This is a genomic window from Paenibacillus sp. J31R109 (assembly GCF_059692055.1).
This window is the reverse complement of sequence record NZ_JCAUAR010000007.1, coordinates 181,619-205,167: the sequence shown is the minus strand read 5'-3', so window position 1 is coordinate 205,167 and position 23,549 is coordinate 181,619. Positions and strand designations below refer to the sequence as shown.

21 protein-coding genes are annotated in these 23,549 nt (G+C 44.5%); 5 read left to right on the top strand and 16 right to left on the bottom strand.

Going from position 1 to position 23,549, the window contains the following annotated elements; translation table 11 throughout:
* Positions 1–7: 7 nt before the first annotated feature.
* Together AC58QT_RS19545 and AC58QT_RS19540 are read right to left on the bottom strand one after the other, a co-directional pair.
* Positions 8–1,207, bottom strand: coding sequence for a Ger(x)C family spore germination protein (locus AC58QT_RS19545; protein ID WP_497410460.1), 1,200 nt, complete (start codon positions 1,205–1,207; stop codon positions 8–10).
* A gap of 6 nt (positions 1,208–1,213) precedes the next feature.
* A complete protein-coding gene (locus AC58QT_RS19540) occupies positions 1,214–2,818 on the bottom strand; it encodes a spore germination protein (protein ID WP_497410575.1) in 1,605 nt (534 codons plus the stop codon).
* 167 nt (positions 2,819–2,985) lie between these two features.
* Between AC58QT_RS19540 and AC58QT_RS19535 the strand changes: the two genes are divergently transcribed.
* The gene (locus tag AC58QT_RS19535; protein WP_497410459.1) at positions 2,986–4,113 is read left to right on the top strand and encodes a GerAB/ArcD/ProY family transporter; all 1,128 of its coding nucleotides are present in this window, start codon (positions 2,986–2,988) and stop codon (positions 4,111–4,113) included.
* A 53-nt stretch (positions 4,114–4,166) separates the two neighbouring features.
* Here AC58QT_RS19535 and AC58QT_RS19530 read toward each other — a convergent pair whose 3' ends face one another.
* A complete protein-coding gene (locus AC58QT_RS19530; protein ID WP_497410458.1) occupies positions 4,167–6,227 on the bottom strand; it encodes a beta-galactosidase in 2,061 nt (686 codons plus the stop codon).
* A 128-nt stretch (positions 6,228–6,355) separates the two neighbouring features.
* Here AC58QT_RS19530 and AC58QT_RS19525 point away from each other — a divergent pair, with 128 nt between their 5' ends.
* Complete coding sequence (locus tag AC58QT_RS19525) at positions 6,356–7,204, top strand: helix-turn-helix transcriptional regulator (RefSeq protein ID WP_497410457.1); 849 nt, start codon at positions 6,356–6,358, stop codon at positions 7,202–7,204.
* 85 nt (positions 7,205–7,289) lie between these two features.
* On the opposite strand, the gene AC58QT_RS19520 is transcribed toward AC58QT_RS19525, so the two are convergent.
* The gene (locus AC58QT_RS19520) at positions 7,290–7,517 is read right to left on the bottom strand and encodes a YczF family membrane protein (RefSeq protein WP_497410456.1); all 228 of its coding nucleotides are present in this window, start codon (positions 7,515–7,517) and stop codon (positions 7,290–7,292) included.
* A gap of 190 nt (positions 7,518–7,707) precedes the next feature.
* Between AC58QT_RS19520 and yfbR the strand changes: the two genes are divergently transcribed.
* The gene (yfbR, locus tag AC58QT_RS19515; protein ID WP_497288241.1) at positions 7,708–8,307 is read left to right on the top strand and encodes a 5'-deoxynucleotidase; all 600 of its coding nucleotides are present in this window, start codon (positions 7,708–7,710) and stop codon (positions 8,305–8,307) included.
* Positions 8,308–8,403: 96 nt separating this feature from the next.
* Here yfbR and AC58QT_RS19510 read toward each other — a convergent pair whose 3' ends face one another.
* The 4 genes from AC58QT_RS19510 to citZ all read right to left on the bottom strand — a co-directional run bounded on the left by AC58QT_RS19510 (position 8,404) and on the right by citZ (position 12,611).
* A complete protein-coding gene (locus tag AC58QT_RS19510) occupies positions 8,404–8,838 on the bottom strand; it encodes a hypothetical protein (protein ID WP_310500409.1) in 435 nt (144 codons plus the stop codon).
* 214 nt (positions 8,839–9,052) lie between these two features.
* Complete coding sequence (gene mdh / locus AC58QT_RS19505) at positions 9,053–9,994, bottom strand: malate dehydrogenase (RefSeq protein WP_497410455.1); 942 nt, start codon at positions 9,992–9,994, stop codon at positions 9,053–9,055.
* Between the two features lie 50 nt (positions 9,995–10,044).
* Positions 10,045–11,343 (bottom strand): NADP-dependent isocitrate dehydrogenase, encoded by a 1,299-nt coding sequence (gene icd / locus AC58QT_RS19500; RefSeq protein WP_056624036.1) that lies wholly within the window; start codon positions 11,341–11,343, stop codon positions 10,045–10,047.
* A 155-nt stretch (positions 11,344–11,498) separates the two neighbouring features.
* On the bottom strand, positions 11,499–12,611 hold the full coding sequence (gene citZ, locus AC58QT_RS19495; RefSeq protein WP_497288219.1) for a citrate synthase: 1,113 nt from the start codon (positions 12,609–12,611) through the stop codon (positions 11,499–11,501).
* Positions 12,612–12,911: 300 nt separating this feature from the next.
* Here citZ and AC58QT_RS19490 point away from each other — a divergent pair, with 300 nt between their 5' ends.
* The gene (locus AC58QT_RS19490) at positions 12,912–14,450 is read left to right on the top strand and encodes a Ppx/GppA phosphatase family protein (protein WP_497410454.1); all 1,539 of its coding nucleotides are present in this window, start codon (positions 12,912–12,914) and stop codon (positions 14,448–14,450) included.
* On the opposite strand, the gene ppk1 is transcribed toward AC58QT_RS19490, so the two are convergent.
* Positions 14,410–16,548 (bottom strand): polyphosphate kinase 1, encoded by a 2,139-nt coding sequence (gene ppk1 / locus AC58QT_RS19485; RefSeq protein WP_497410453.1) that lies wholly within the window; start codon positions 16,546–16,548, stop codon positions 14,410–14,412. The two genes, AC58QT_RS19490 and ppk1, sit on opposite strands and share 41 nt — an antisense overlap.
* A 237-nt stretch (positions 16,549–16,785) precedes the next feature.
* Between ppk1 and ytvI the strand changes: the two genes are divergently transcribed.
* On the top strand, positions 16,786–17,871 hold the full coding sequence (gene ytvI, locus AC58QT_RS19480) for a sporulation integral membrane protein YtvI (RefSeq protein ID WP_497410452.1): 1,086 nt from the start codon (positions 16,786–16,788) through the stop codon (positions 17,869–17,871).
* 32 nt (positions 17,872–17,903) lie between these two features.
* On the opposite strand, the gene AC58QT_RS19475 is transcribed toward ytvI, so the two are convergent.
* The 7 genes from AC58QT_RS19475 to AC58QT_RS19445 all read right to left on the bottom strand — a co-directional run bounded on the left by AC58QT_RS19475 (position 17,904) and on the right by AC58QT_RS19445 (position 23,462).
* Positions 17,904–18,299, bottom strand: coding sequence for an FxsA family protein (locus AC58QT_RS19475; RefSeq protein WP_497410451.1), 396 nt, complete (start codon positions 18,297–18,299; stop codon positions 17,904–17,906).
* Positions 18,300–18,303: 4 nt separating this feature from the next.
* Positions 18,304–18,744, bottom strand: coding sequence for an acyl-CoA thioesterase (locus tag AC58QT_RS19470; RefSeq protein WP_497410450.1), 441 nt, complete (start codon positions 18,742–18,744; stop codon positions 18,304–18,306).
* Positions 18,745–18,870: 126 nt separating this feature from the next.
* On the bottom strand, positions 18,871–20,625 hold the full coding sequence (gene pyk / locus AC58QT_RS19465) for a pyruvate kinase (protein WP_310500418.1): 1,755 nt from the start codon (positions 20,623–20,625) through the stop codon (positions 18,871–18,873).
* Entirely contained in the window at positions 20,618–21,598 is a 981-nt protein-coding gene (locus tag AC58QT_RS19460; protein ID WP_497410449.1) for an acetyl-CoA carboxylase carboxyltransferase subunit alpha, read from the bottom strand. Before AC58QT_RS19460 ends, pyk begins: the two co-directional genes overlap by 8 nt.
* Positions 21,588–22,454, bottom strand: a complete 867-nt coding sequence (gene accD, locus AC58QT_RS19455; RefSeq protein ID WP_497410448.1) for an acetyl-CoA carboxylase, carboxyltransferase subunit beta — start codon at positions 22,452–22,454, stop codon at positions 21,588–21,590. Before accD ends, AC58QT_RS19460 begins: the two co-directional genes overlap by 11 nt.
* A 66-nt stretch (positions 22,455–22,520) precedes the next feature.
* A complete protein-coding gene (locus tag AC58QT_RS19450) occupies positions 22,521–22,709 on the bottom strand; it encodes a hypothetical protein (RefSeq protein ID WP_028554922.1) in 189 nt (62 codons plus the stop codon).
* Positions 22,710–22,961: 252 nt separating this feature from the next.
* The gene (locus tag AC58QT_RS19445; protein ID WP_310500421.1) at positions 22,962–23,462 is read right to left on the bottom strand and encodes a phosphatidylglycerophosphatase A family protein; all 501 of its coding nucleotides are present in this window, start codon (positions 23,460–23,462) and stop codon (positions 22,962–22,964) included.
* Positions 23,463–23,549 lie beyond the last annotated feature (87 nt).

The window sequence follows — 23,549 nt, the reverse complement described above, 5'->3', positions numbered from 1 at the left end:
GATTCGGCTACTTCTTATTTTTTAATTCTTCAACAAGAGAATTTGAAGTTGTGCCTGTGAGTCGCGTCTTCGTTTCGACTTCAACATTCACAGATAACTTTGGAAACAACTCCTGCCAGTTATCCTTTATTTGTTGCCAACCCTTCGGATCGTTACGATGAATCACTTCACCAAACCCGAAAATATCAGATTGATATTTCGTTTGAACTTCATGAATGGCATGTTCCATAAGCTCTTTTAACTGCTTATTGGATCTTTCCTGAAGACCTTCAATCGTTTCTAACTTCGTCAAGTCAACTTGACATTTGACCTCTGCCACGTTTTGTTCAACCAGCAGCCGGATATCGATTTGAGGCTCCCCGTTCTTGATGACACCTTTCATATTTGACTTTGTATTTAACACTTCGAATGAGATCTGTCCGCCATCCGCGCACGTCACATTGCCAATCGTACGTTTCACATTACCCTCAATATAATTGTAACCTTTGCTATCTGCTTCATCTAACCAGCCGACCAGCTTATCTTTTTGAAATACCGCCAACCCTATTAAGCGTACATTGCCATTTGGCGTGGTTGATTCCAAATTATCCAGTGATCTGCCCACCTTGAGATCACCTGTTCTTTCAATGCCAGATAACACTGGATTTTTGCCTTGGCTGACCAAGTCAGTAATGAGTTCGTCTAGTGTGATTGTCGTCGTGGGTGCCCACTCTCTGGACGATACGCGTAAAGTGTCAAATAGACTGTTGGATGGAATGGGTTCCAGTGCCGTCAAGATTGACAGGACATCTGCTCCTTTTCCTCCTTTTGCAATAATAATGGAGAAATCATTTCTAAATTCGTGATCACGGGAAATATAATCTAAAGTGTCTGCAATGCCTACCCGAGCTAGTGATTCCCCAATGGCTAGAACACGCAGATGTGACACATAAGGTTTTCTAGGACATACCGTCATCATTTTTCTTAGAGCTTCAGCTAACGTATCTGCTTTACTTTTGTACATGATGGCAGGAATGCGAGTTGATCCCCCCTTGGCATTAATTTGTTGTGGTTCAACTACTTGAATAGATACTTCAATCTGATCATCACTGTTATCAATCGCCATTCCTACCACAAATGCCAAATCAGTTAACTCGTTACGATTCCAACAACCGGTTAGAACAATAACGATCCCCATAAACAAGAGAGCAAGAACTCGCTTTCTCACAATAGGCTAACCTCCCTCTGGATTCCTTGTAGGTGGAGATGGCGAATCCGTCTGTTCACGAATAACGTTTTGCTTGTTCACGATCCGAGGCCGCGAAACCATCCCCCACCAAGGTACCCGTATAAGGGTATCCTTATTATCTTTTAACTTAAAGGGAGCAAAAGGGCTTAGATAAGGAACGCCAAATGATCGTAAACTACCCAAATGATGTACCAAAATAATGACCCCAATGATAATACCGTACAAGCCAAAAGAGGCTGCAAGTGCCATCATCGGAAATCGAAGCATCCGAACGGATACAGAAATAGTGAAAGCAGGCACAGCAAAGCTTGCAATTGCCGTGATAGAAACAACGATAACCATGGCCGCTGATACGAACCCGGCATCCACAGCAGCGGTACCCATAACCAATGTCCCGACAATACTAATGGCGGTCACAATCGATTTGGGCATGCGCAAACCGCCCTCACGTAATATTTCGAAGGTCACTTCCATAATCAATGCTTCTATAAAAGCAGGAAAGGGAACCCCCTCTCGCTGCGCTGCCAAGCTAATGAGGAGTAACGTTGGCAGCATTTCCTGGTGAAAGGTCGTAATGGCAATGAACAAAGAAGGGCCTAATAAAGCAATACAAAATGAGCTATAACGTAAGATGCGAATAAGCGTACTGATATCCCATCGCTGATAGTAATCCTCTGCGGCCTGTAAGAAGGAGACAAGCAAAGCAGGCACGACGAGCACCACCGGTGTTCCGTCGACGAGTATGGCTATTTTCCCTTCTAGAAGCTCGCCAGCAATAACATCCGGCCGTTCGGTGTTGTACACAGTTGGGAAGGGCGTATACGTTTTATCCTCGATCATATCCTCGATATAACCGCTTTCCAATATCCCATCAATATCGATACGATCTAACCGACTACGGACTTCTTCCACGATGGAATCATCAGCAATTCCTTTCAAGTACATAATCGCTACATCCGTTTGCGTGACTCTTCCTATTTTTCTAGATTCCATCCAAAGATTAGGATCTTTTATCTTTCGGCGAATTAAGGCCGTATTCGTTCTAATATTTTCAGAGAATCCTTCCTTTGGCCCGCGCATAACCGTTTCATTGGAGGGTTCCGTAACACCACGTTCATTCCAGCCACGTAGACCAATGACAATGCCCTGTGTGTGTCCGTCCAACAAGAGAATGACATCCCCAGATAATAAAGAGTTGTAGAGGGATTTGAAATCAATGACGTCATGAACTTCTCCAACAGCGAGGATACGGCTTTTTAATTGCTGCATAACCGAATTCTCGGTGTCCGCTGTTGCGGTCGATTCAAAGTGCACTTCAGGTAACAGTGAATCCCGGATAAAATTTTGAACTGAAATGGCATTGGAAAGTCCATCTGTATAGAAGATACAAGCCTTAAGTGCTCCTTCCGTACCTAGGATGAACTCCCTAGCTACAAGGTCTGAGCTGTTTCCAAGCTTTGTCTTTATCTCTTGTACATTATCCTGCAGATCCGTGAACAGTAGGTCGAGTGATGCTTCCATACCTGAACTGTGTGGCTGGAGCGAACTATGATAAGAACTTCTTTTGGTTAATTTCTTAAAGAGATCCATCATGTAATCCTCTCAGATCATTTTTATTAATATTTCCCATAATCTCCAATATTATTTGTGATTTGGGCCCTACTCTTAAAATGACTTTATTTCTAAAACAGCTTTTACAATTCGCGATATGGGTAATAATTGAAAGAAAATACCTTAACAACAAGAAGGGGCCTTCGATGATAAAAGAGAAAATCAATAGCGGACAAATGTTTGCATGGATGATGATGTTTGAAATAGGTAACGCCATTATCATTAACATCGGTATGGAAGCCAAACAATCTGCCTGGATTGTTATTCTACTTGCCATGTTAGCTGGGGTTGCTACTTACCTGTTAATCTACGTCCCCCTTTTTCGCTTATATCCGAATCACTCCTTTACCAAATATACGCAACTCATTCTTGGCAAATATATTGGTTGGCCCCTTGGTTTTATTTATCTTGTTTACTTTACTTACGTATCCGGTAGAAACTTAATGGATTTCGGTGCGCTTACCTCAACGATTTCCTATAATGAAACCCCCATTTCCATCCTTAGCGGCATCATGATTCTTGCACTAATCTATGGTTTAACTAGAGGTATTGAAGTGTATGTTCGATCCGTTGAGATCTTTTTCAGTTTATTTATTGTCGTTTTTATCTTTGGTGTTCTTCTCCTTATCATTTCTAGGCAAATGGAGGTGAATAACCTGAAGCCCATGATCGATAATGGATGGAAACCCATTTTCCATGCTGCATTTCCTCTTGTATATACGTTTCCCTTTGCTGAAATGGTCACATTTACGATGTTTTTACCGTTCTTGAATAACTCCCAAGCCGCCGCAAAAGTAGGTGTCATTAGTATCTTACTTTCTGGCCTGATCTTAAGTCTAACGACCATTCTCAATGTGGCTGTTCTCGGTGTCTACCATACGCAAAACGCTGTATTCCCCTTAATTGAGACCATGGGGGAAATCAATATCGGCGAATTTTTACAGCGCTTAGATTCACTTGTTGTCATTATTTTCGTGATCACTAGCTTTTTCAAAGTAGGCACTTTTTTTCTTGCTGCCATTATTGCAGCTTCTGATATATTCCAAGTGAATAACTACCGAAAACTAGCCCTGCCCATTGGTATCGTCATCCTGCTATCTTCCATTCTCATGTCCTCGAACTTCGTCGAGCACCTTGATGAAGGCTTGAATGTATTGCCTCGCTATATCCAACTTCCCATCCAGACGGGGATTCCCTTACTGATCCTACTTATTGCGCTATTTCGTAAACGCATTGGACGTGGCGCCGGACAAGAACATAATCAAAAGGAATAAGAAAGAACATACAGTTACATATGACTGTATGTTGCTTTCCGTCCAATACACCGTCAGTTGGCCGAACGTTTAACCAGCTCTATCCCGTTAACGGGAAGCTCAATAACCCCTTTCAAAAGCTCATTGGAGTCCAGACGTGTATAACATTGATCGTCCAGCGCAACTTGCGTCATTTTCCCGCTAAAATTCATAATAAACACATAATCAGTCACACCGTCTGTCCGCACCTGAGCAGTTACTCCTTGTGGCAGATCCGTGTCTATGGCACGAGCAACCCCAGTTTGTTTGATGAGTTTACTGTAAAAAGCCTGCAGAAAATCCGACTTCATTCGCGTCGCCATATGATACGCTTGACCATCGCCGAATCGATTCACTGTGAGCGCTGGCTCGCCTGCATAGAAGCTATCCGTATACACACCTAGAACCTCTGCTCCCTCCGTGTGAATCATTTCGCAAATCTCATGTGACTCGAAAGTCCCCGTCAATTCGAGAGGATTGGCAGGTGACAGGGCTACCCCATTCCGGTCGTGATCATATAGACCCTCAATCTCCTCAGCCCAAATACCTAGTGTTTTACGGAGCGGACCGGGAAAGCCGCCAAGATGACACAGGTCGTGTTCGTCAACAACACCTGACCAATATGTTGTGACCAGCGTCCCGCCCTCAGCGACGAACTGTTCAAGCTTTCTCCCCGTTTCTTCCCGGCATAGGTATAACATAGGAGCAATAATAAGCTTGTAGGCAGATAGTTCGTCCTCAGAGCCAATGACGTCTAGGGCTACGCCTTCCTCCCAAAACGCTCGGTGATGTGCAAGTACGGTTCGCTCATAATGAATGCCCATATTGCGTGGACCTTGCGCATCTTTGATCGCCCACCGATTATCCCAATCGAATAGAATCGCTGTCTCAGCTCGCGTCGTTGTCCCGACAATTTTTGAGATATCAGATAAAGTTTGCCCTAGCTCTGCTACATCTTTAAATACGCGTGTATGCTCATGCCCTACATGGTCGACGACGGCACCATGGAATTTCTCGCTGGAGCCTCGACTTTTACGCCATTGAAAATATTGCACAGAATCTGAGCCATGCGCTACAGCTTGAAGAGAGGAAAGCCTGTGCATGCCTGGTTGTTTCAGCTTGCTGACCGGCTGCCAGTTCGTCAAGCTTGGCGTGCATTCCATGAGCAGAAAAGGCTTTTGTTTCAATGAACGGAACAGGTCGTGATAGAATGCAACTGTAGCTGCCAGCTCACTGTCATCCTGGTGTTCATGCCAAGTAGGGTAAGCATCCCAGGAAATGACATCCAATATATCGGCAAACTTACGGTAATCCAAGCCTTCAATTAAGTGCATGTTGGTCGTTACCGGAAGGTCGGAATTTGCTCCCCGAATGGCATCAATTTCATGCTTGCAGAAGTCGACGGTTTGATCTGTAACGAATCGACGCCAATCCAAATTATGAGCGTGTACCATGCTCTCGCCATGCGGTGCCGGAGATTCGACCTGATTCCAGTCCGTGTACGTATGCGCCCAGAATGACGTCCACCATTTTGCATTAAGTACTTCGAGCGTTCCGTATTTCTTTTGCAGCCAATCTCGGAAGGCATCCTGACAATACTCACAATGGCAATCCCCACCAAACTCATTGGAAATGTGCCAGCCGATAACTGCTGGATGCCCCCCATAGCGTTGAGCCAGCTTCGAATTCATGATCGCTGTCTTCTCTCTGTACACAGGGCTTGTGTAGCAATGATTGTGTCTGAGGCCATGCAAATTGCGTACGCGATTCGCTTCAACTCTTCTCACTTCTGGATACTTCTCAGACATCCAAGCTGGCCTTGCTCCACTCGGCGTTGCTAGCCATGCATAAATGCCATTCTCTGCAAATGTATCAAGAAGCCTGTCCATCCATTCAAATGTGAAGGTTCCCTCAGTCGGCTCTAAAGCCGCCCAGGCAAAAATTCCAATCGCCATCACATTGCAATTAGCAAGCTTCATTAATCGGATGTCCTCTTCCAAAATGCGCGGATCGTGCAGCCATTGGTCGGGATTGTAATCAGCACCGTGCATCAAGACCGGCAGTTTTGAACTTATCGGTGGAATCTTACGAGACATCCAAATCACTCCTATTTCATATCGCTATGACTTCATTATTTATTTTGATTATAGGGGAAATAGTTACTATACTAGTAGAACAGAAGATATCAAAAATCGTACAATATGAACATGGTGGTGAAGTCAACATGATGCCATTTCTAATTGCTGAACTAGCAACGCTTGATAACTTAGTCCCCCTTTATGTGTATTGTGTTGGCAGCCATGAACAGAAGCAGCTTTTGCGACCTAATGGCTATCCTGCTCATCAGCTCTTTCTATGTCGCAGCGGCAAAGGCATTTTCCAGATTTCTGGCACACGTGAAATGGAAATGAGTCCCGGTACCATGCTCATTCTTCCTGCCAACGTGCCCCACGAGTATTTCCCAGCACCAGGAGAAGACGTATGGGAGCTAGGTTTCGTGGCTTTCAACGGCACATCGGCCCCTACATTTGTAGACCATCTTGGCAGCCAGATACCCACGCAACTCAACGAAACCCTGTTTCATGAGCTATGGCATAAGCTTGAGTCCTTGTGGCATCTGCTCAGCTTAAATGGCGAAAATAGCTACTGGGAAGCATCCCGGCGGATGTACGATATGCTCTTACATATCCTTGAAAGCCAAACTAGCCCTGAGCTGAAGCAGCGTGTCCATGCAGCAGGGCAACCTAATATCGCTCTCCAAGAAGCGATCAAGCTAATCCATGACCACTATAACGAGCGCTTGCTGCTCGCTAACTTGGCGAGAACAGTCGGTTACTCCATTCAGCATTTTAATCGACTATTCATCAGCAGCTATGGCGTTACGCCGCAGCAATATATTCAACAAATTCGCATGCGCCGCTCGATCCAGCTCCTGCAGGATCACCCTGGCATCTCCATTGAAAAAGTAGCACAGCAAATGGGCATGGAGACCAGCTATTTCATTCGTATCTTCAAACGAACCTATGGGCAGACCCCCAAACAATTTATTAAAAATGATCATTTACGGCCATGAATGGTGATTCAAAAAGAAATGGCAAAGAGCGTCATAATCATCTGATTAGGGCGCTCTTTATTGTTCTGTTATAAATATCTTCGAATTATTTTTCTTGTTTACTCGTTTTATTCATCAGCAGCTTGATTGGCGCTATCAGTAAGAACACAAACATAAAGATCAAAAGAACATGTTCCGGTGCTGACATTGCGCGAAAATGATTCATCATATTATCAAGAGAGTGATATAAGCTAAAGCCGAGGAGGATATCCATCTCAATGACGAATAGGATATTAAATACCAGTACAATAAAAAATATACCGATTATTTTCATTTTTCCTCCCCCTCCGCTGTAAATGTTCGTGTTACCATTAACCTAACCTAAAATTTCGTTTCTACACCTTTCCCTACAAAGTTGTTGGCACGGTACCAGCCAAGTTGACTTCAAATAGGCGAAGTGTTATACCTGTTAGGGTACATTAAATTGCGGAATGCATGCGCTCCGTTTCTAGGAGGAATTTATGATGAATCATCACTTTTTTGCCTATCTATATCGTCTCAAATATATCGACCGCTGGAGCCTCATGTGGAACATGCGCCGCGAGAACGTAGCCGAGCATTCCTTCTACGTAGCTTCAATTGCTCATATGCTGTGCACGATCTCCAACGAAGTCTATGGTGGCAATGTACCCACGGACCGCGTCGTCTCCATCGCCTTGTTCCATGATGCCTCTGAGGTGCTGACAGGTGATATCCCTCAGCCTGTCAAACACAACAATGAGCAAATTCTGCGGAATTTCCGCGAGATTGAGGATGTAGCTGTAGAACGATTAATCGGCACGATTCCACCTGCGCTTAGCAACATCTACCGTGGCCTCATTCAAGATCCTGACCCTGAGCTCTACCGCTGGGTCAAAGCCGCTGATTTGATCGAAGCCTACATCAAATGTCTAACTGAGCTCTCTACCGGTAATCGAGAATTCGTCGTCGCCAAGCAGCAAGTCCTCGACAGTTTGAAGAAGATGAATATGCCGGAAGTCGATTACTTCTTGGAGCATATGAGCGCATCTTTCGAGAAAACGTTAGATGAGATTACGTTAGATATCGCGGATCCGAGCGAATAAGATACCGTTTGAATTTACAATCAACAAAACAAAGAACCTCTTATCCCGCATAATCCATGCGATGTAAGAGGTTCTTTGTTTGTGTAGCTGTATCGACTATCCCAAAATTTGAGGATTTGTCATAACTAGAATAGCTAGGATAACTGAGATAGAAGCGATCCAGCTGAATGTTTTGATTTTAGCAGCATCCGTCGCAGTACTTTTCCCTGCTGCACTGTTCGCTTTCAACTTTTTGATACGGCCACCGATCATTCCTGTTACAGCCCCAACAATCACTAGAAGAATAACAGCTACCGCCATCCATAAAGCTGACGGCATAGGATCGATTTGGCTTACCATCGCTCCACCGGAAAGGAAAGTAACAATCAATGAGAATTGACCAACACGATTCATCGTAGATAGCAATCCCATGAAGCTTTCTTGTCCTGCTCCAGATAAGCTTGCAGCTCGTCCCACAATGAAAGGGAAAACAACATAAGAGCCAAGCATTAAAGCACTAATTACATGTAAAAAAATCATAACCTGGTACATTGAGTCGACCTCCGCAATTTTAATTAGAATCGTTCTCTTTTAGTATACAGAATCGGCATGAACGTAACAAGAAAGCGATGTCATATAATCCGTAATTTCACCATATCTCCATAAAAATGTGACCAAATACGCAGAAAACACCGACATAGGCATCGCGACAAAAAAAGACCAACCTCCTATAACCTAGGAAGCTGGCCATTGATGACTATAACGATTAACCTGATACAACTTTAATGACATTACGTACGGATTCCGCTGTTTTGTCCAAAGCTGATTTCTCAGCTTCTGTCAATTCGATGTCCATGATTTTCTCGATGCCGTTAGCACCAAGTACCGTCAGAACACCCATGAACAGGTTATTATACCCATACTCGCCCTCGAGAAGTGCGATTGTCGGGATGATCCGTTTCTTGTCTTTCAGGATTGCTTCGGTCATCTGCACAAGGGAAGCAGCTGGTGCGTAGTATGCACTACCGTTACCAAGCAAGTTAACGATTTCGCCGCCGCCAGTACGAGTCCGTTGCACGATGGCCTCAATGCGATCAGCTGGAATCAGCTTCTCGATGGGAACACCGCCAGCGTACGTGTAGCGTACGAGTGGTACCATGTCATCGCCATGTCCGCCGATAACAACCCCTTTTACATCCTCAACGGACACGTTCAACTCTTGCGAGATAAACGTTAAGTAACGGGCTGTATCTAGAACTCCGGATTGACCAATGACACGATGTTTCGGGAAACCAAGTGCTTGATAAGCGACATACGTCATCGCATCTACAGGATTACTCAAGATGATGACGATCGCATCTGGAGCCACTTCTTTCACATTCTCACATACGGATTTCACGATCCTCGCATTGGTGTTAACGAGATCGTCGCGGCTCATCCCAGGTTTGCGAGCGATACCTGCTGTGATGATGACAATGTCGGAACCGGCTGCATCCGAGTAGCTGGATGTACCCGTGATTTGAGCGTCATAGCCTTGCACAGGACCTGCTTCCAGCATATCAAGTGCTTTGCCCTTTGTAGGGTTTTCTAGTTGCGGTATATCGAGTAAAACAACATCACCAAGTTCTTTTTGAGCTAGCATTAGAGCAGTAGTAGCACCTGTGAAACCCGCGCCAACAACGGTAATTTTATTACGACGAATAGCCATTTAAAATATACCTCCTCATAACTTTTGTCTAACTCAACGATAGGTAAGAATTAAGCCATGTTTTTGATGATTTCGTTCGCGAACTCGGAGCACTTAATTTCTTTAGCGCCTTCCATCAAACGTGCGAAGTCATAAGTAACGGTTTTGTTGTTGATGGATGTTTCCAAACCTTTGTAGATCAGTTCAGCAGCTTCCAACCAACCAAGGTGCTCAAGCAACATTACGCCGGAAAGGATAACGGAACCTGGGTTAACAACGTCAAGACCAGCGTATTTAGGAGCTGTACCGTGAGTTGCTTCGAAGATCGCGTGACCAGTCAAGTAGTTAATGTTTGCTCCTGGAGCGATACCAATACCACCAACTTGTGCAGCTAGTGCATCAGACAGGTAGTCACCGTTCAGGTTCAATGTCGCGATTACGTCGAAATCAGTTGGACGTGTCAATACTTGTTGAAGAGCGATGTCAGCGATAGCATCTTTTACGATGATTTTGCCAGCAGCTTCAGCGTCTTTTTGAGCTTTGTTTGCTGCTTCTGCGCCTTCTGCTTCTTTAATACGATCGTATTGTGCCCATGTAAATGTTTTATCCGCATATTCACGCTCAGCCAACTCATAACCCCAGTTTTTGAACGCGCCTTCTGTGAACTTCATGATGTTACCTTTGTGAACCAATGTTAATGTTTTACGACCATGTTTGATTGCGTACTCGATTGCAGCGCGAACCAAACGCTCTGTACCTTCGGAGGATACTGGTTTAACACCGATACCTGAAGTTTCTGGGAAACGGATTTTGTTAACGCCCATTTCGTTTTGCAAGAAGGAGATTACTTTCTTAACTGCTTCAGAACCAGCTTCCCACTCGATACCAGCGTAGATGTCTTCTGTGTTTTCACGGAAAATAACCATGTCAACCAACTCAGGACGTTTAACTGGGGATGGAACGCCATCGAAGTAACGAACTGGACGGGAACATACGTAAAGATCAAGCTCTTGACGAAGTGCCACGTTCAAGGAACGGATACCGCCACCGATTGGTGTAGTTAGAGGTCCTTTGATGGATACGATATATTCTTTCATTGCTGTTAATGTATCATTCGGCAACCAGCTGTTGAATTTGTTGAAAGCTTTCTCACCAGCGTATACTTCGTACCAAGCGATTTTCTTTTCGCCTTTGTATGCTTTCTCAACTGCTGCATCTAGTACACGAACGGAAGCCGCCCAGATGTCAGGACCTGTACCGTCACCCTCGATGAAAGGGATGATTGGGTTGTTAGGAACTTGAAGAACACCGTTCTCGATCGTGATTTTTTGACCTTCTGTTGGAAGTTCGTAGTTTTCGAATTGTGGCATGATAATTGCTCCTCCTCAAATTTGTCTAAAATGGTTTCTTCTATATGCTGTGCATAACTAGGCACACAAAAAGTGACGGGTGTCTCAGTACTCCCCCAGAAGAACTAGGGCCCAGTACCAAACGCCCGCACCTTGAGCTTAAATAGCATGAACAATTAGCGTTGGCTAATTGGGATATATTTTTGGTTAACTGGACCTGTGTACTCTGCGCGAGGACGGATCAAGCGGTTGTTCTCATACTGCTCAAGAATGTGAGCTGCCCAACCGGAAGTACGGCTAATCGCGAAGATTGGCGTAAACAAGTCACGTGGGATTTCTAGCGTCGTATAGACGGATGCTGAATAGAAATCTACGTTTGGTTTCAAGCCTTTAAGACCTGTTACCAACTCGTCTGCTTTAATGGACATTTCGTACCATTTCAGGTTGCCAGTCAATTTGCCAAGCTCATAAGACATTTTTTGCAAGTGCTTTGCACGCGGATCGCCGTTTTTGTATACGCGGTGACCGAAGCCCATGATTTTGTCTTTGCGCTCTAATTTGCCGTTAATGTAAGGAACAACATTCTCAACTGTACCGATCTCTTCAAGCATAACCATAACCGCTTCGTTCGCACCACCGTGAAGAGGTCCTTTAAGCGTACCGATAGCGGAAGTGATACCGGAATAGATGTCAGTCAATGTTGCTACAGTTACACGCGCCGCGAAAGTCGATGCATTCAACTCGTGGTCTGCATGAAGTACCAACGCTTTATCTAAAGCTTCAATTGCAACTTTATCTGGCTCTTTGCCAGTCAGTTGGAACAAGAAGTTAGCCGCTACAGATGCATATCCTGGGGAAGCTACTGGCTCTTTACCTTCGCGAATGCGTGCGAAAGCTGCAATAATGCTTGGAATTTGTGCTTGCAACTTGATCGCTTTGCGCACATTGGATTCCATGCTAGCATCATTTGCCTCTTCATCATAAAGGGCAAGTGCAGAAACCGCTGTACGAAGCGCCGCCATGGAATTCACATCTTTCGGGAATGCACGAATGAGGTCAATTACCGCATCTGGTACTTTGCTGTATGAGTTCAGGTCACTTTGCAATTTCTCAAGCTCTGCTTGAGTAGGCAATTTGCCGAACCAAAGTAAGTAAATTACTTCTTCAAAAGTCGCATTTTCTGCGAGGTCATCAATATCAATCCCGCGATACGTAAGCACACCATCTACAATGGAGCTGATCGACGAGGTTGTGGCTACAATTCCTTCTAAACCTTTGGTTGCAGACATGGGAATCTCTCCTTAGCTACTCTATTAGCATAATATTGCTGTTTTCTTCTTTTAATAATAAAGTATTTTACTTGGTAAGTGAACAAAAGGGGTCATAGAAGTTCATTATCACTATCATAAGTTTTCTTTTTGGCGCAAAATTTCACACCATTTTTCGTACAACTGGTTCCAAACGCACGATACAAGTTTTTGTTAATTTCACCGAATTATTCAGTGAGCGCGGAAAAATTTGTAGAGCAAGTACGAGATTGATACAATGTAACCAATGAATCCGTGAAATGAGTTGAAAGGAGCGACATAATGAGCAACCATGCAACTAGGATTGGCATCATCGATATCGGTTCCAACTCCATCCGACTTGTCATTTATGAAATGAATGCACATGGCGCTTATCGCGTCGTGAGTGAGCACAAAGATTCCGCAAGACTTAGTGAACGTATGGGTCAAGATGGCATCTTACATAACAAAGATATTATTTCAATCGTTCCTATCTTAACCCACTATGCCAGGTTATGCCAGTCTCAATTTGTTACAATTGTGCGAGCAGTTGCAACTGCAGCAGTTCGGAACGCTGCCAACACCGCAGATATCGTGCGAATTCTTGAGGAACAAACAGGACTTCGAATTGAGGTATTGAGCGGATTTGAGGAAGCTCGCTTTGGTTATTTAGGCGTCGTCAATGCCATGGATATTCGCAACGGCATGATCATTGATATCGGCGGAGGCAGCACAGAAGTTTCGTTAATAAAGGATAGAGAGCTGGTCCAAAGTGTCTCCTTCCCCTTCGGCGCTGTGAATACGACCCGCCAATACATGAAAGGCGCTAACCTAACAGAATCCGAAATCGACGAAATTCGCAAAATGGTGCTTGAAGCGATTGCTTCTCAGCCATGGATAGCCCAGTCTCCTGATCTTCCGATGGTTGGGCTGGGAGGAACGATTCGCACCCTAGGTAAAATGAGTCGTAAGCGCAATAAGTACCCTCTTCAACTCGCTCATAATTATGTCATGAAGCTAGAGGAGCTTCGGGAGTTCTCACTTCTCTTATCTTCTATGCCTATTGAGAAAAGAAAGAAAATTGACGGTCTCGCCAAAGAACGAGCTGACATTATGGTACCAGGTCTAATTATCCTTGAGACGATCTGCGAAGCAGCCAAATCCTCTTCTTGTCTTGTTAGCGGATCTGGACTCCGTGACGGTCTTTTTTTCGAAACCTTAAATCCGGAGCAACCGATGAAGGCGAACGTGTTGGAAGCGAGCCTCCAGAACATCCTGATGCTCCATCCGAATGCTTCTGTCGCACATGTGCGGCATATCGATGCCTTTGCTTTACAAATGTACGATGCGCTTACACCACCTACAGAGTTGGAATCGCGCAGCAGGCTGTTGCTGCATACAGCAGCACTCTTATACCGTATTGGTGTCAGCGTACATTACTATCAGTTCCTCAAACATACGGAATATATGATCCAGGAAGCCCATATTGACGGTCTAAGCCATCGGGAGATTGTCCTGGCATCGCTGATCGCAACCTTCAAAACAAAAAATCGGACCCTGCAGCAGGCACTTGTGTACAAGGACCTGTTACTGGAATCCGATATTACCTTAATCGTTAAGCTCGGTGCGATTCTAAAGCTTGCAATGGCCTTGGATATGAGTGAAACTCAGCCAATTCAAGAACTAACTATCCTTCGTAAGGGTAACGCGATGAATCTTCATATGCGTTGTGTGCACAACCCTTATTTGGAGCTTAAGGAGTTTCATGCATTTACGAAGGATTTTGATAAAATCTGGGGACTCAAGCTTGCGGCTCAAGTCGAAGTTTCTTCCATGAAGTAATCCGCATCGCCTCGAACTGGCTCCGATAAGGGGTCAGTTCATTTTTGATGCGAGTGTACATCCCATTCGACATGAGCTCTCTTGCCTTCACATTATCATGAAGTGTCACATTCAAAATCTGAATCATCATTTTCTTCATTTCACGATCCAATACAGGACACATCAACTCAATCCGCCGCGTTAAATTCCGCGTCATCCAATCTGCAGAAGACAGATAGACGTCGACACGTCCTCCATTTTCGAAATAATAGATCCTTGAATGCTCAAGAAAACGATCTACAATACTCCGAACCGTAATATTCTCACTGAGCCCTGGCACTCCCGGCCGCAAGCAGCACACACCGCGAATAATAAGTTCAATCTTCACACCAGCTTGAGACGCCGCGTATAACGCATCCACCATTTCTTGATTGGACAGTGAATTCATTTTGGCAATAATCCTTGCAGGACGGCCAGCTTGCGCATGTTCAGATTCACGCGCGATGAGTTCGAACAACTTATCTTTCAAATCCGTTGGAGCTACCGCAAAAGATTGCCAATCATGTGGATCCGAGTAACCTGTAATTTCGTTAAAAAGGGCAGAAGCATCTTCCCCAATAACACTATTGGAGGTGAACAAACCAACATCTGTATATAGCCGTGCCGTACTATCATTATAGTTACCTGTACCGACATGGACATATCGGCGAAGTGTATGTTCTTCTTGGCGCACGACGAGTGTAATTTTGGCATGCGTTTTGAGTCCCACGAGGCCGTAAACGACGTGACAACCCGATTTCTCGAGCATTCTTGCCCATGCAATATTCCGTTCTTCATCAAACCTAGCTTTCAGCTCGACGACCACCGTCACTTGCTTACCTGACTCTGCTGCTCTTGCTAAGGCTTGAATAATTGGCGATTTCCCGCTCGCCCTGTAGAGTGTCATCTTGATCGCTAGTACGTGTGGGTCATAAGCCGCATGAATGATAAAGTCCGTCACAGCATCGAACGTTTCGAAGGGATGATACACGAGCACATCTTTTGCCTTGAGAATCTCGAAGAATTCGTCGGAATTCGCTGTATCTTCAAATTCAATGGGATACTTAGCCGCAATGCGCGGATAACGAAGATTATCAAATCCATTCAATGAGTTGGCTAACTTCATAAAGTAAGTAATATCCAGCGGCCCATCAATCTCAAATATTTGTTCCTCAATCTCAAACTCTTCCTGCAATTGCGCTAATGCGTAGGGATGAATCCCTTCTTGGACTTCCAACCTCACAGGAGAGCCCCAGCGTCTGCGTCTTAGCTCCTTTTCGATCTCCTCGAGTAAATCCTCCGCTCCTTCTTCATTGAGCGTTAGATCCGCATTTCGCGTCACTCGGAAGCCATGCACGGAAATTGGTATGTAACCACTGAAAAGAGACTGAATATGATGCTCGATTAACTCTTCCAGTAGAATAAACTCGGTCTTTTTGCTATTCGAACGTGTTGGTACAGGGATGCAGCGAGATAAATTACTAGGAATTTGAACAATGGCAAAGAACGGTTCTTCATCTAACTCATCGCCCTCACGTACAAGCAACACGGCCAAATATAAGGATTGATTATGGACAAGAGGAAACGGGCGACTCTGATCGACAGCCATCGGTGTCAGTACCGGGAAAATAATATCATGATAGTAGGCGTCCATGGCCTTCTTCTGAGACGTGTTCAAATCTTCATACTCAGTAAAAACGATGCCTTCTTTTCCTAATAGCCGCGTTACTTCACGGTACGTTTTGTACTGCTCTGTTACCATTTTGGCCGTGCGTTTCATAATGCGCTTAATGAGTCCTGCTGGCGTGTAGCCAGTGAAATCCTTTTTGGTATAGCCAGCCTTAATTTGATCCTTAAGTCCTGCGACACGAACACTCATGAATTCATCGAGGTTGCTTGATACGATCGACAGAAATTTCACGCGCTCTAGCAGTGGCGTACTCGCATCTTGCGCTTCCTCAAGCACACGCCAATTGAACTCAATCCAGCTCAAATCACGATTAATGTACTTGGTTGAGATCTCTTTGAGTTCTTTGAGTTCTTTAACATCCTTCAGTTCCGGTTCGCGCGCAATACTCATAATTCCTCCAGTATTTTCCCTTTTTTTAGTCATCTACTCTCTCCATTGTACTATGCGTCTGAGGGGGCGACAATCCAATTCCCTGTATTTCAATATATTAAGATTTTGTAAATAAGATGATATTTCCGTATTTATCCACGTTCATGTTACAATAAAAATGACTGATAACAAGGAGTGATTCCTACCATGGGTATCCTAAATCCGCGACTGGTTCACCAAATTTTCAGGGGTATATGGGTGGCAATCATACTATTCATAGTGGCCATTGCCTTTTACTATATCATTCCTCTAATTTACCCCTTTATTTTTGGTTGGATCATTGCTCTTATGCTTAACCCGCTTGTTAATTTTTTTCAATTCAAATTAAAACTGCCCAGATGGCTGTCGGTTTCGTTATCCATGCTCTTATTCTTAGGTGCAATGGTTACCATCATTACGTTACTTGTAGCCAATATTGTCGTTGAACTGGGCTCACTTGCGGATACGATTCAACTGCAAATTAACCGGTGGGTAGAAGAATTTAATGTGTTTATTAATTCGGTTACCTTCCAACAATGGATTGAGCGTGTCAATGAATTTTTCGAAAACAACCCGAAATATCAGGAGACGGTTAACACCAATCTCTCGTCCACCGCAGGTTCAATAGCCGATGTTAGTAAATTGGTCATCACCTATATATTTGCGGCACTCAAAGGTTTCCTAACCTCGCTGCCGAATATTGCGACAATCACGATCATTGTCATGTTAGCCACCTTCTTCATTAGCAAGGATTGGTATGGACTTATCAAACGCTACAAAGGTATCTTCTCGGACGTCATCGTCAAAACGACGAAGTTAATTCGAACGGATTTGCAGAAAGCGCTGTTTGGATATGTAAGAGCTCAGTTAATTCTAGTTTCCTTAACCGCCCTCGTGGTCATTATCGGTCTGCTTGTGCTGCGAGTTGACTACGCCATCACCATAGGTTTATTGACGGGTTTGGCTGATCTAATGCCGTATTTAGGAACAGGTGCGGTCATGGTGCCATGGATCCTCTATGTGTTCTTTGCGCAAGGCAATATCATGCTGGGTATTGGACTTAGTGTTCTGTACGGCGTTATTGTCATCGCGCGGCAAATTATGGAGCCCAAAGTATTAGCATCTTCCGTCGGCTTGGATCCCTTAGCCACATTAATCGCCATGTTCGTTGGTTTAAAGCTATTCGGGCTATTAGGACTCATCGTTGGTCCTGTATCGCTTATCCTCATTACCGCGTTCTATCGTGCGAGAATCTTTCATGATATCGCAGCCTACATACACAAAGGCTCGGCACCTCCGGAATAGGAGGATGACCGAGCCTTTGCTTTGATATAACCTTATCGACGACGAATGATGTGCATGTTGCCTTTACCGATTTGCTTGCGAATGATTGCCAGCAAGAGTAACTTGAATATCGGTCTTGTATACGGAAAAACGAGCAAAAAACCGAGAATATCCGTAATGAAACCTGGTGTAATGAGCAAAATCCCTCCAAGGAAAATACAGATGCCATCTAGGATTTGCTGTGCGGGCAATTGCCCCTGCGACCACTCAAACTTCGCATATTCCATGACCTTGCGTCCCTCGCGCTTAGCAAAGTACGCACCTAGAAAGCCACTTGCTATGATGAACAGGAAGGTCATCCAACCTCCGACTAGATGTCCTAGCATAATTAACAGTGTAATTTCAACGGCTGGTACGAGTATGAATAGAGCAATAATCCATCGAAACATACGTTCACACTCCTTCGGAATACTTCGTAATGAGCTGCCACAATTCTGGCGCTTCCTTCTCTATACGTACTGGCCTCCAAGAAGGATTCACCCAAACATGACTAGTTGTGCCCGTCACCAATAATTCTTCGGTAAGATCGTCATGAATTCTGCGAATTTCATAGGCAAATTGCAGCCGAATGCTACTCGTTTGAATGACCCGCGTATAGATGCCCACAAGATCATCGTAACGTGCTGGCTTTTTGAACTTGAGATCTGCTTCCGTTACGGGGAGTAAGAGCCCCTTTTCCTCTATTCGACTATAGGGATATCCCAAGGATCGAATGAGCTCAGTGCGTCCAATTTCAAACCAAGTTAAATAGTTGGCATGATAGACGACCCCCATTTGATCCGTCTCCTGATACCGCACTCGCAGCTGATGCCCATGCCACCGTTCCTGATTCATGTAAAATCCTCCTGCTATAACTTGATAATTCCATTATAACATAGGCATCGCCTGAGCTTGGAATTTGGTGTCATAGACGCAAAAAAGAGTGAAGCAAGATTGCTCTCGCTTCACTCTTTATATGACTTACAGAACGCTCGCTTGACCTGAGTAGATAACGCCTACTTCTGGGTAAATCGAAACTTCTGTACCGTCTTTAATTAATTCTACTGCATTTTCCACGCCAACAATGACAGGAATCCCAAGGCTAAGTGCAACGACTGCCGCGTGAGACGTGATGCCACCCACTTCGGTAATCAAGGCAGATGCTCTTTGAACAGCTGGCATGTACTCTTTATCCGTTGAAACTGTTACAAGTACAGCGCCATCTACCATTTTCGCGTTAGCTTCTTCTGGTGTACGTGCTGTTACAACAGTTCCTGTCGCTGTTTGCATACCGATGCCTGTCCCTTTGGCAATCATCTCACCAACGTGATGAACCTTGATCAGGTTCGTTGTTCCAGAGCGGCCAACTGGCACACCTGCTGTAATAACAACGATGTCGCCAAGTGAAACGATACCTGTTTTGATGGAGCTTTCTACCGCTAAATTGAATAGCTCATCCGTTGTTTTCGCTTCTACGCCAATCACCGGAATAACGCCCCATACGAGGGATAAGCGACGAATCACTTGCTCGCTAGGTGTTACCGCGATAATCGGGGATTTCGGACGGTATTTGGAAACCATACGCGCCGTGTAGCCACTTTCAGTAGCTGTAAGAATCGCTTTCGCGCCTAGCTCTAGTGCCGAGTTCGCTACAGCTTGCGAGATTGCTTCTGTAACTGTCACTTGTTGCGCTTGTGCTTGACGAAGGAAGATCTCTTTATATTCCAAAGCCGCTTCTGCACGCTCAGCAATACGAGCCATCGTTTCAACGGATTCAACTGGGTATTTTCCAGCTGCTGTCTCACCGGACAACATCACAGCATCTGTTCCGTCAAATACCGCATTCGCTACGTCACTTGCTTCCGCACGTGTAGGACGCGGGTTACGTTGCATGGAATCGAGCATCATTGTAGCCGTAATAACCGGTTTACCTACAATGTTACACTTTTTGATCATTTGCTTTTGAACAACAGGAACGTCCTCAGCAGGAATCTCAACGCCAAGATCTCCACGGGCAACCATCAAACCGTCGGAAACTTCAAGAATTTCGTCAAGGTTATCAACGCCTTCTTGGTTTTCGATTTTGGAGATAATTTGGATATGCGAAGCGTTGTGACGCTCTAACAATTCACGAATTTCCATGACATCACTTGCTTTACGCACGAAAGAAGCTGCGATGAAATCTACACCTTGTTCAATACCGAACACGATATCATTCGCATCTTTTTCCGTGATACCTGGAAGACTGATTTTCACGCCTGGTACGTTAACACCTTTTTTACTTTTGATCGTTCCGCCATTGACGATACGACATTCGATCTCAGTTCCGCGAATATCAACAACCGTAAGACCGATTAAGCCGTCATCGATAAGAATCGTGGATCCAACTTTAACGTCACGCGGCAGATCAGAATACGTAACTGAGATACGGTCTACATCCCCTAGAATTTCTTCGGTTGTCAAAATAATATGCTTGTCCTGAACGAGCTCAATTGGCTCTTCTTTTAACTTACCTGTACGGATTTCCGGTCCTTTGGTATCAAGCAAAATAGCAGCTATTTTACCTGTCTCGGCGGATGCAGCGCGAAGGTTGCGGATACGTGCACCGTGCTCTTCAAAATCTCCATGGGAGAAGTTAAGACGAGCGACGTTCATGCCCGCTAGTAGTAGTTTCTTTAAATTTTCTTGTGATTCGCTTGCTGGTCCAATCGTACAGACAATTTTCGTTTTACGCATGGTTACTGTTACCCTCCTGATTGAATGTGAACCGACCGATATCTCTAAATTTCCGGTAACGGTCCTCAAGCAGCTCCTGTTCGTTCAAACTTAGCAGTTGCTGAAGCTGTTCCCAGATCGCTGATTTAATGTGTTCGGACTGTGTTGCTAAATCCCGGTGAGCGCCGCCCTTAGGCTCAGGTATAATCCCATCGATAACACCTAGCTCAAGGATATGATCAGCCGTAATTTTCATTGCTTCTGCTGCGTGTAATGCTTTAGAAGCATCTTTATAAAGAATCGAAGCTGCGCCTTCGGGACTAATAACCGAATAGATCGCATTCTCCAACATTAACACCTTATTTCCTAGACCTAACGCCAAGGCACCGCCGCTGCCACCTTCACCAATGACGATACAGATGATCGGCACACGAAAAGAGGCCATTTCCAGCAAGTTTCTGGCAATCGCTTCTCCTTGACCGCGCTCTTCCGCAGCATTCCCAGGGAATGCCCCCTTTGTATCAATAAAGGTAACGATAGGACGCTTAAATTTGTTAGCTTGACGCATCAAACGCAGCGCTTTACGGAACCCTTCTGGATGAGGACATCCAAAATTGCGAGCGATATTGTCCTTCGTATCTTTCCCTTTTTGATGCCCAACAACCGTCACGGGTATTCCGTTCAGTTTGGCCAGACCACCAACAATTGCTAAATCATCGCCATATAAGCGATCCCCGTGAAACTCAATGAAATCTGTAAATATCGTATGAATATAATCGATTGTCGTCGGTCTTTGCGGATGGCGTGCCAGTTGCATTTTCTCCGCTGACGTCATCGTTGTATAAAGTTCATCCTCTAGTTGCGCATATCTTTCTTCCAAACGGCGAATTTCCTCTGAAAAGTCAATTTGCTTCTCTGCACCAAATTTACGCAGTTCGGCAATCTTGCTTTTCAGCTCCGCCAGCGGCTGTTCAAACGGCATTTCACCCGGCATGAGTCGCATCCTCCTTCGTTCCGTGCATGTCGAGCAGCTTAATTAACGTCGGTCTCATATCCTTACGGCTGACGACCTTGTCGAGCTGACCATGCTCGAGATTGAATTCAGAGGTTTGAAAGTTTTCAGGCAGTTTTTGCTTAATCGTTTGTTCAATAACGCGGCGGCCAGTGAATCCAAATGAAGCATCTGGCTCTGCAATAATAATATCGCCAAGCATTGCAAAACTTGCTGAAACCCCGCCAAAAGTCGGATCCGTAATAATAGATATGAATAATCCGCCTTCTTCGCTGAGCTTGGACAAAGCAGCACTCGTCTTGGCCATTTGCATAAGGCTTAGAATACTTTCTTGCATACGTGCGCCACCAGATGTGGAATAAATGAGAATCGGAAGCTTTTTCTCAATCGCAATTTCGACGGCTCTCGTCATTTTCTCACCAACAACGGAACCTAACGAGCCTCCCATAAAATCAAAGCTCATCGCAGCAACGACAACCGGATATCCGCCAATTGTGCCTTGACCCGTCATAATGGCGTCCTGAAGCTTCGTTGCGTTCTTCGCTTTGTCCAATTTCTCGACATAATCAGGAAACTGCAAGGGATCTTCTGAAATCATATCGGTATCAAATTCAACAAATTGACCTTCATCGAGCGTAAGTTGGATCCGTTCGGATGCGCTTAAACGATAATGATAACCGCAAGACGTACACACTTTAAGATTCTTCTCAAGCTCTTTGCTTGTTTGAATCGTGCCACACTTCGGACATTTATTCATTAAACCCTCAGGAATTTCCCTTTTCGTTCTCTCGGAAGGAATCGTTGCATATTTTCGCTTTTGAAATAAATCCTTTAGCACATTTCCACCTCTACTTGGCTATGATCTATATTCCCTGACAAGCCACGATTCTTAGTTCTACTTTAACTATCTATGTAAAATAGAATTGAGCACTTCTTGTACTTCTTCCAGCTCCCCTTCGGGAACTACAATTTCAAACTGATTTTTGGATAAAGAGATGCCTCGTACTTGAACCAGAAAGCCTTCTTCCGTCAGCCTCTGTTTAATCCGCTCTGCAATTTTCGCAGTAGGAGCTATATAGATCACCGTCCACATGAATAAACCTCCTATGACGTGCAACTACAACCACTAAGGCAATTAAGCTATGACGAGACGATAATACATGCATAGGAACACACAATGCAATAATGATAGCATAATTCCACTTTTGCCCGCAACAGAGCACATCATGGAAACGAAAATAAACGACTGCACAATCCACTATGGACGTGAGCGTTTATCTAGAATTATAGGTAATTTATCACGTAAAACCTATCATTTGTATATTTAAAGTAAAGATTGAACTCATTAGTCCAAACGTTGCTTAGAGCTATAATCAGGCGCATGCTCATTTTGATGAGCAATTCTGGCTGAAGCTGCTGCTGCTAATCCACAAACTAAGTCATCTAGAAAAACATGCACGCTGCTTTTATCATCGTTCAATGCGCGGATAATTCCTATTTTTTCCTTATCTAAATAACCAAAGCTGGTTAACCCAATCATCCCGTAAACATGCACAATGCCAAGTGCCAATGTCTCGTCTACCCCATACAAGGGTTCATCTGCTTCAAGAATAGATTGCAGCGGTTCCGGCAGGAGCTTCTTCTCTGCTAATTCATCTAGGGCAATCCCTGTGTAGAGGGTATATTGCACTTCTCGCTTCGAAAGCACTGCCATTACGCTGTCTGCACATTCTTCAATCGTAAGTTGATCATTATACGGCTTCTGCAGCTTATACACGATCTCTGACACTTGATCCACGGACACGCCGCGTTTCTGGAGTAGTTGGATCATATGTTGTTCGGTCATAAATCCTCCTCCTAGCATAGGGATGCTTATATGAAAAGTAAACCCGGGTTCCTATTCATATGCGGAGGAAGTTATCTTTACTACTCG

Bases quoted from the DNA above. Each gene is read 5' to 3' on its own strand.
- AC58QT_RS19540 (WP_497410575.1), bottom strand. From the start codon at position 2,818: ATGGATCTCTTTAAGAAATTAACCAAAAGAAGTTCTTATCATAGTTCG.
- AC58QT_RS19535 (WP_497410459.1), top strand. From the start codon at position 2,986: ATGATAAAAGAGAAAATCAATAGCGGACAAATGTTTGCATGGATGATG.
- AC58QT_RS19530 (WP_497410458.1), bottom strand. From the start codon at position 6,227: ATGTCTCGTAAGATTCCACCGATAAGTTCAAAACTGCCGGTCTTGATG.
- AC58QT_RS19525 (WP_497410457.1), top strand. From the start codon at position 6,356: ATGATGCCATTTCTAATTGCTGAACTAGCAACGCTTGATAACTTAGTC.
- AC58QT_RS19520 (WP_497410456.1), bottom strand. From the start codon at position 7,517: ATGAAAATAATCGGTATATTTTTTATTGTACTGGTATTTAATATCCTA.
- yfbR (WP_497288241.1), top strand. From the start codon at position 7,708: ATGAATCATCACTTTTTTGCCTATCTATATCGTCTCAAATATATCGAC.
- AC58QT_RS19510 (WP_310500409.1), bottom strand. From the start codon at position 8,838: ATGTACCAGGTTATGATTTTTTTACATGTAATTAGTGCTTTAATGCTT.
- mdh (WP_497410455.1), bottom strand. From the start codon at position 9,994: ATGGCTATTCGTCGTAATAAAATTACCGTTGTTGGCGCGGGTTTCACA.
- icd (WP_056624036.1), bottom strand. From the start codon at position 11,343: ATGCCACAATTCGAAAACTACGAACTTCCAACAGAAGGTCAAAAAATC.
- citZ (WP_497288219.1), bottom strand. From the start codon at position 12,611: ATGTCTGCAACCAAAGGTTTAGAAGGAATTGTAGCCACAACCTCGTCG.
- AC58QT_RS19490 (WP_497410454.1), top strand. From the start codon at position 12,912: ATGAGCAACCATGCAACTAGGATTGGCATCATCGATATCGGTTCCAAC.
- ppk1 (WP_497410453.1), bottom strand. From the start codon at position 16,548: ATGAGTATTGCGCGCGAACCGGAACTGAAGGATGTTAAAGAACTCAAA.
- AC58QT_RS19475 (WP_497410451.1), bottom strand. From the start codon at position 18,299: ATGTTTCGATGGATTATTGCTCTATTCATACTCGTACCAGCCGTTGAA.
- AC58QT_RS19470 (WP_497410450.1), bottom strand. From the start codon at position 18,744: ATGAATCAGGAACGGTGGCATGGGCATCAGCTGCGAGTGCGGTATCAG.
- pyk (WP_310500418.1), bottom strand. From the start codon at position 20,625: ATGCGTAAAACGAAAATTGTCTGTACGATTGGACCAGCAAGCGAATCA.
- AC58QT_RS19460 (WP_497410449.1), bottom strand. From the start codon at position 21,598: ATGCCGGGTGAAATGCCGTTTGAACAGCCGCTGGCGGAGCTGAAAAGC.
- AC58QT_RS19450 (WP_028554922.1), bottom strand. From the start codon at position 22,709: ATGTGGACGGTGATCTATATAGCTCCTACTGCGAAAATTGCAGAGCGG.
- AC58QT_RS19445 (WP_310500421.1), bottom strand. From the start codon at position 23,462: ATGACCGAACAACATATGATCCAACTACTCCAGAAACGCGGCGTGTCC.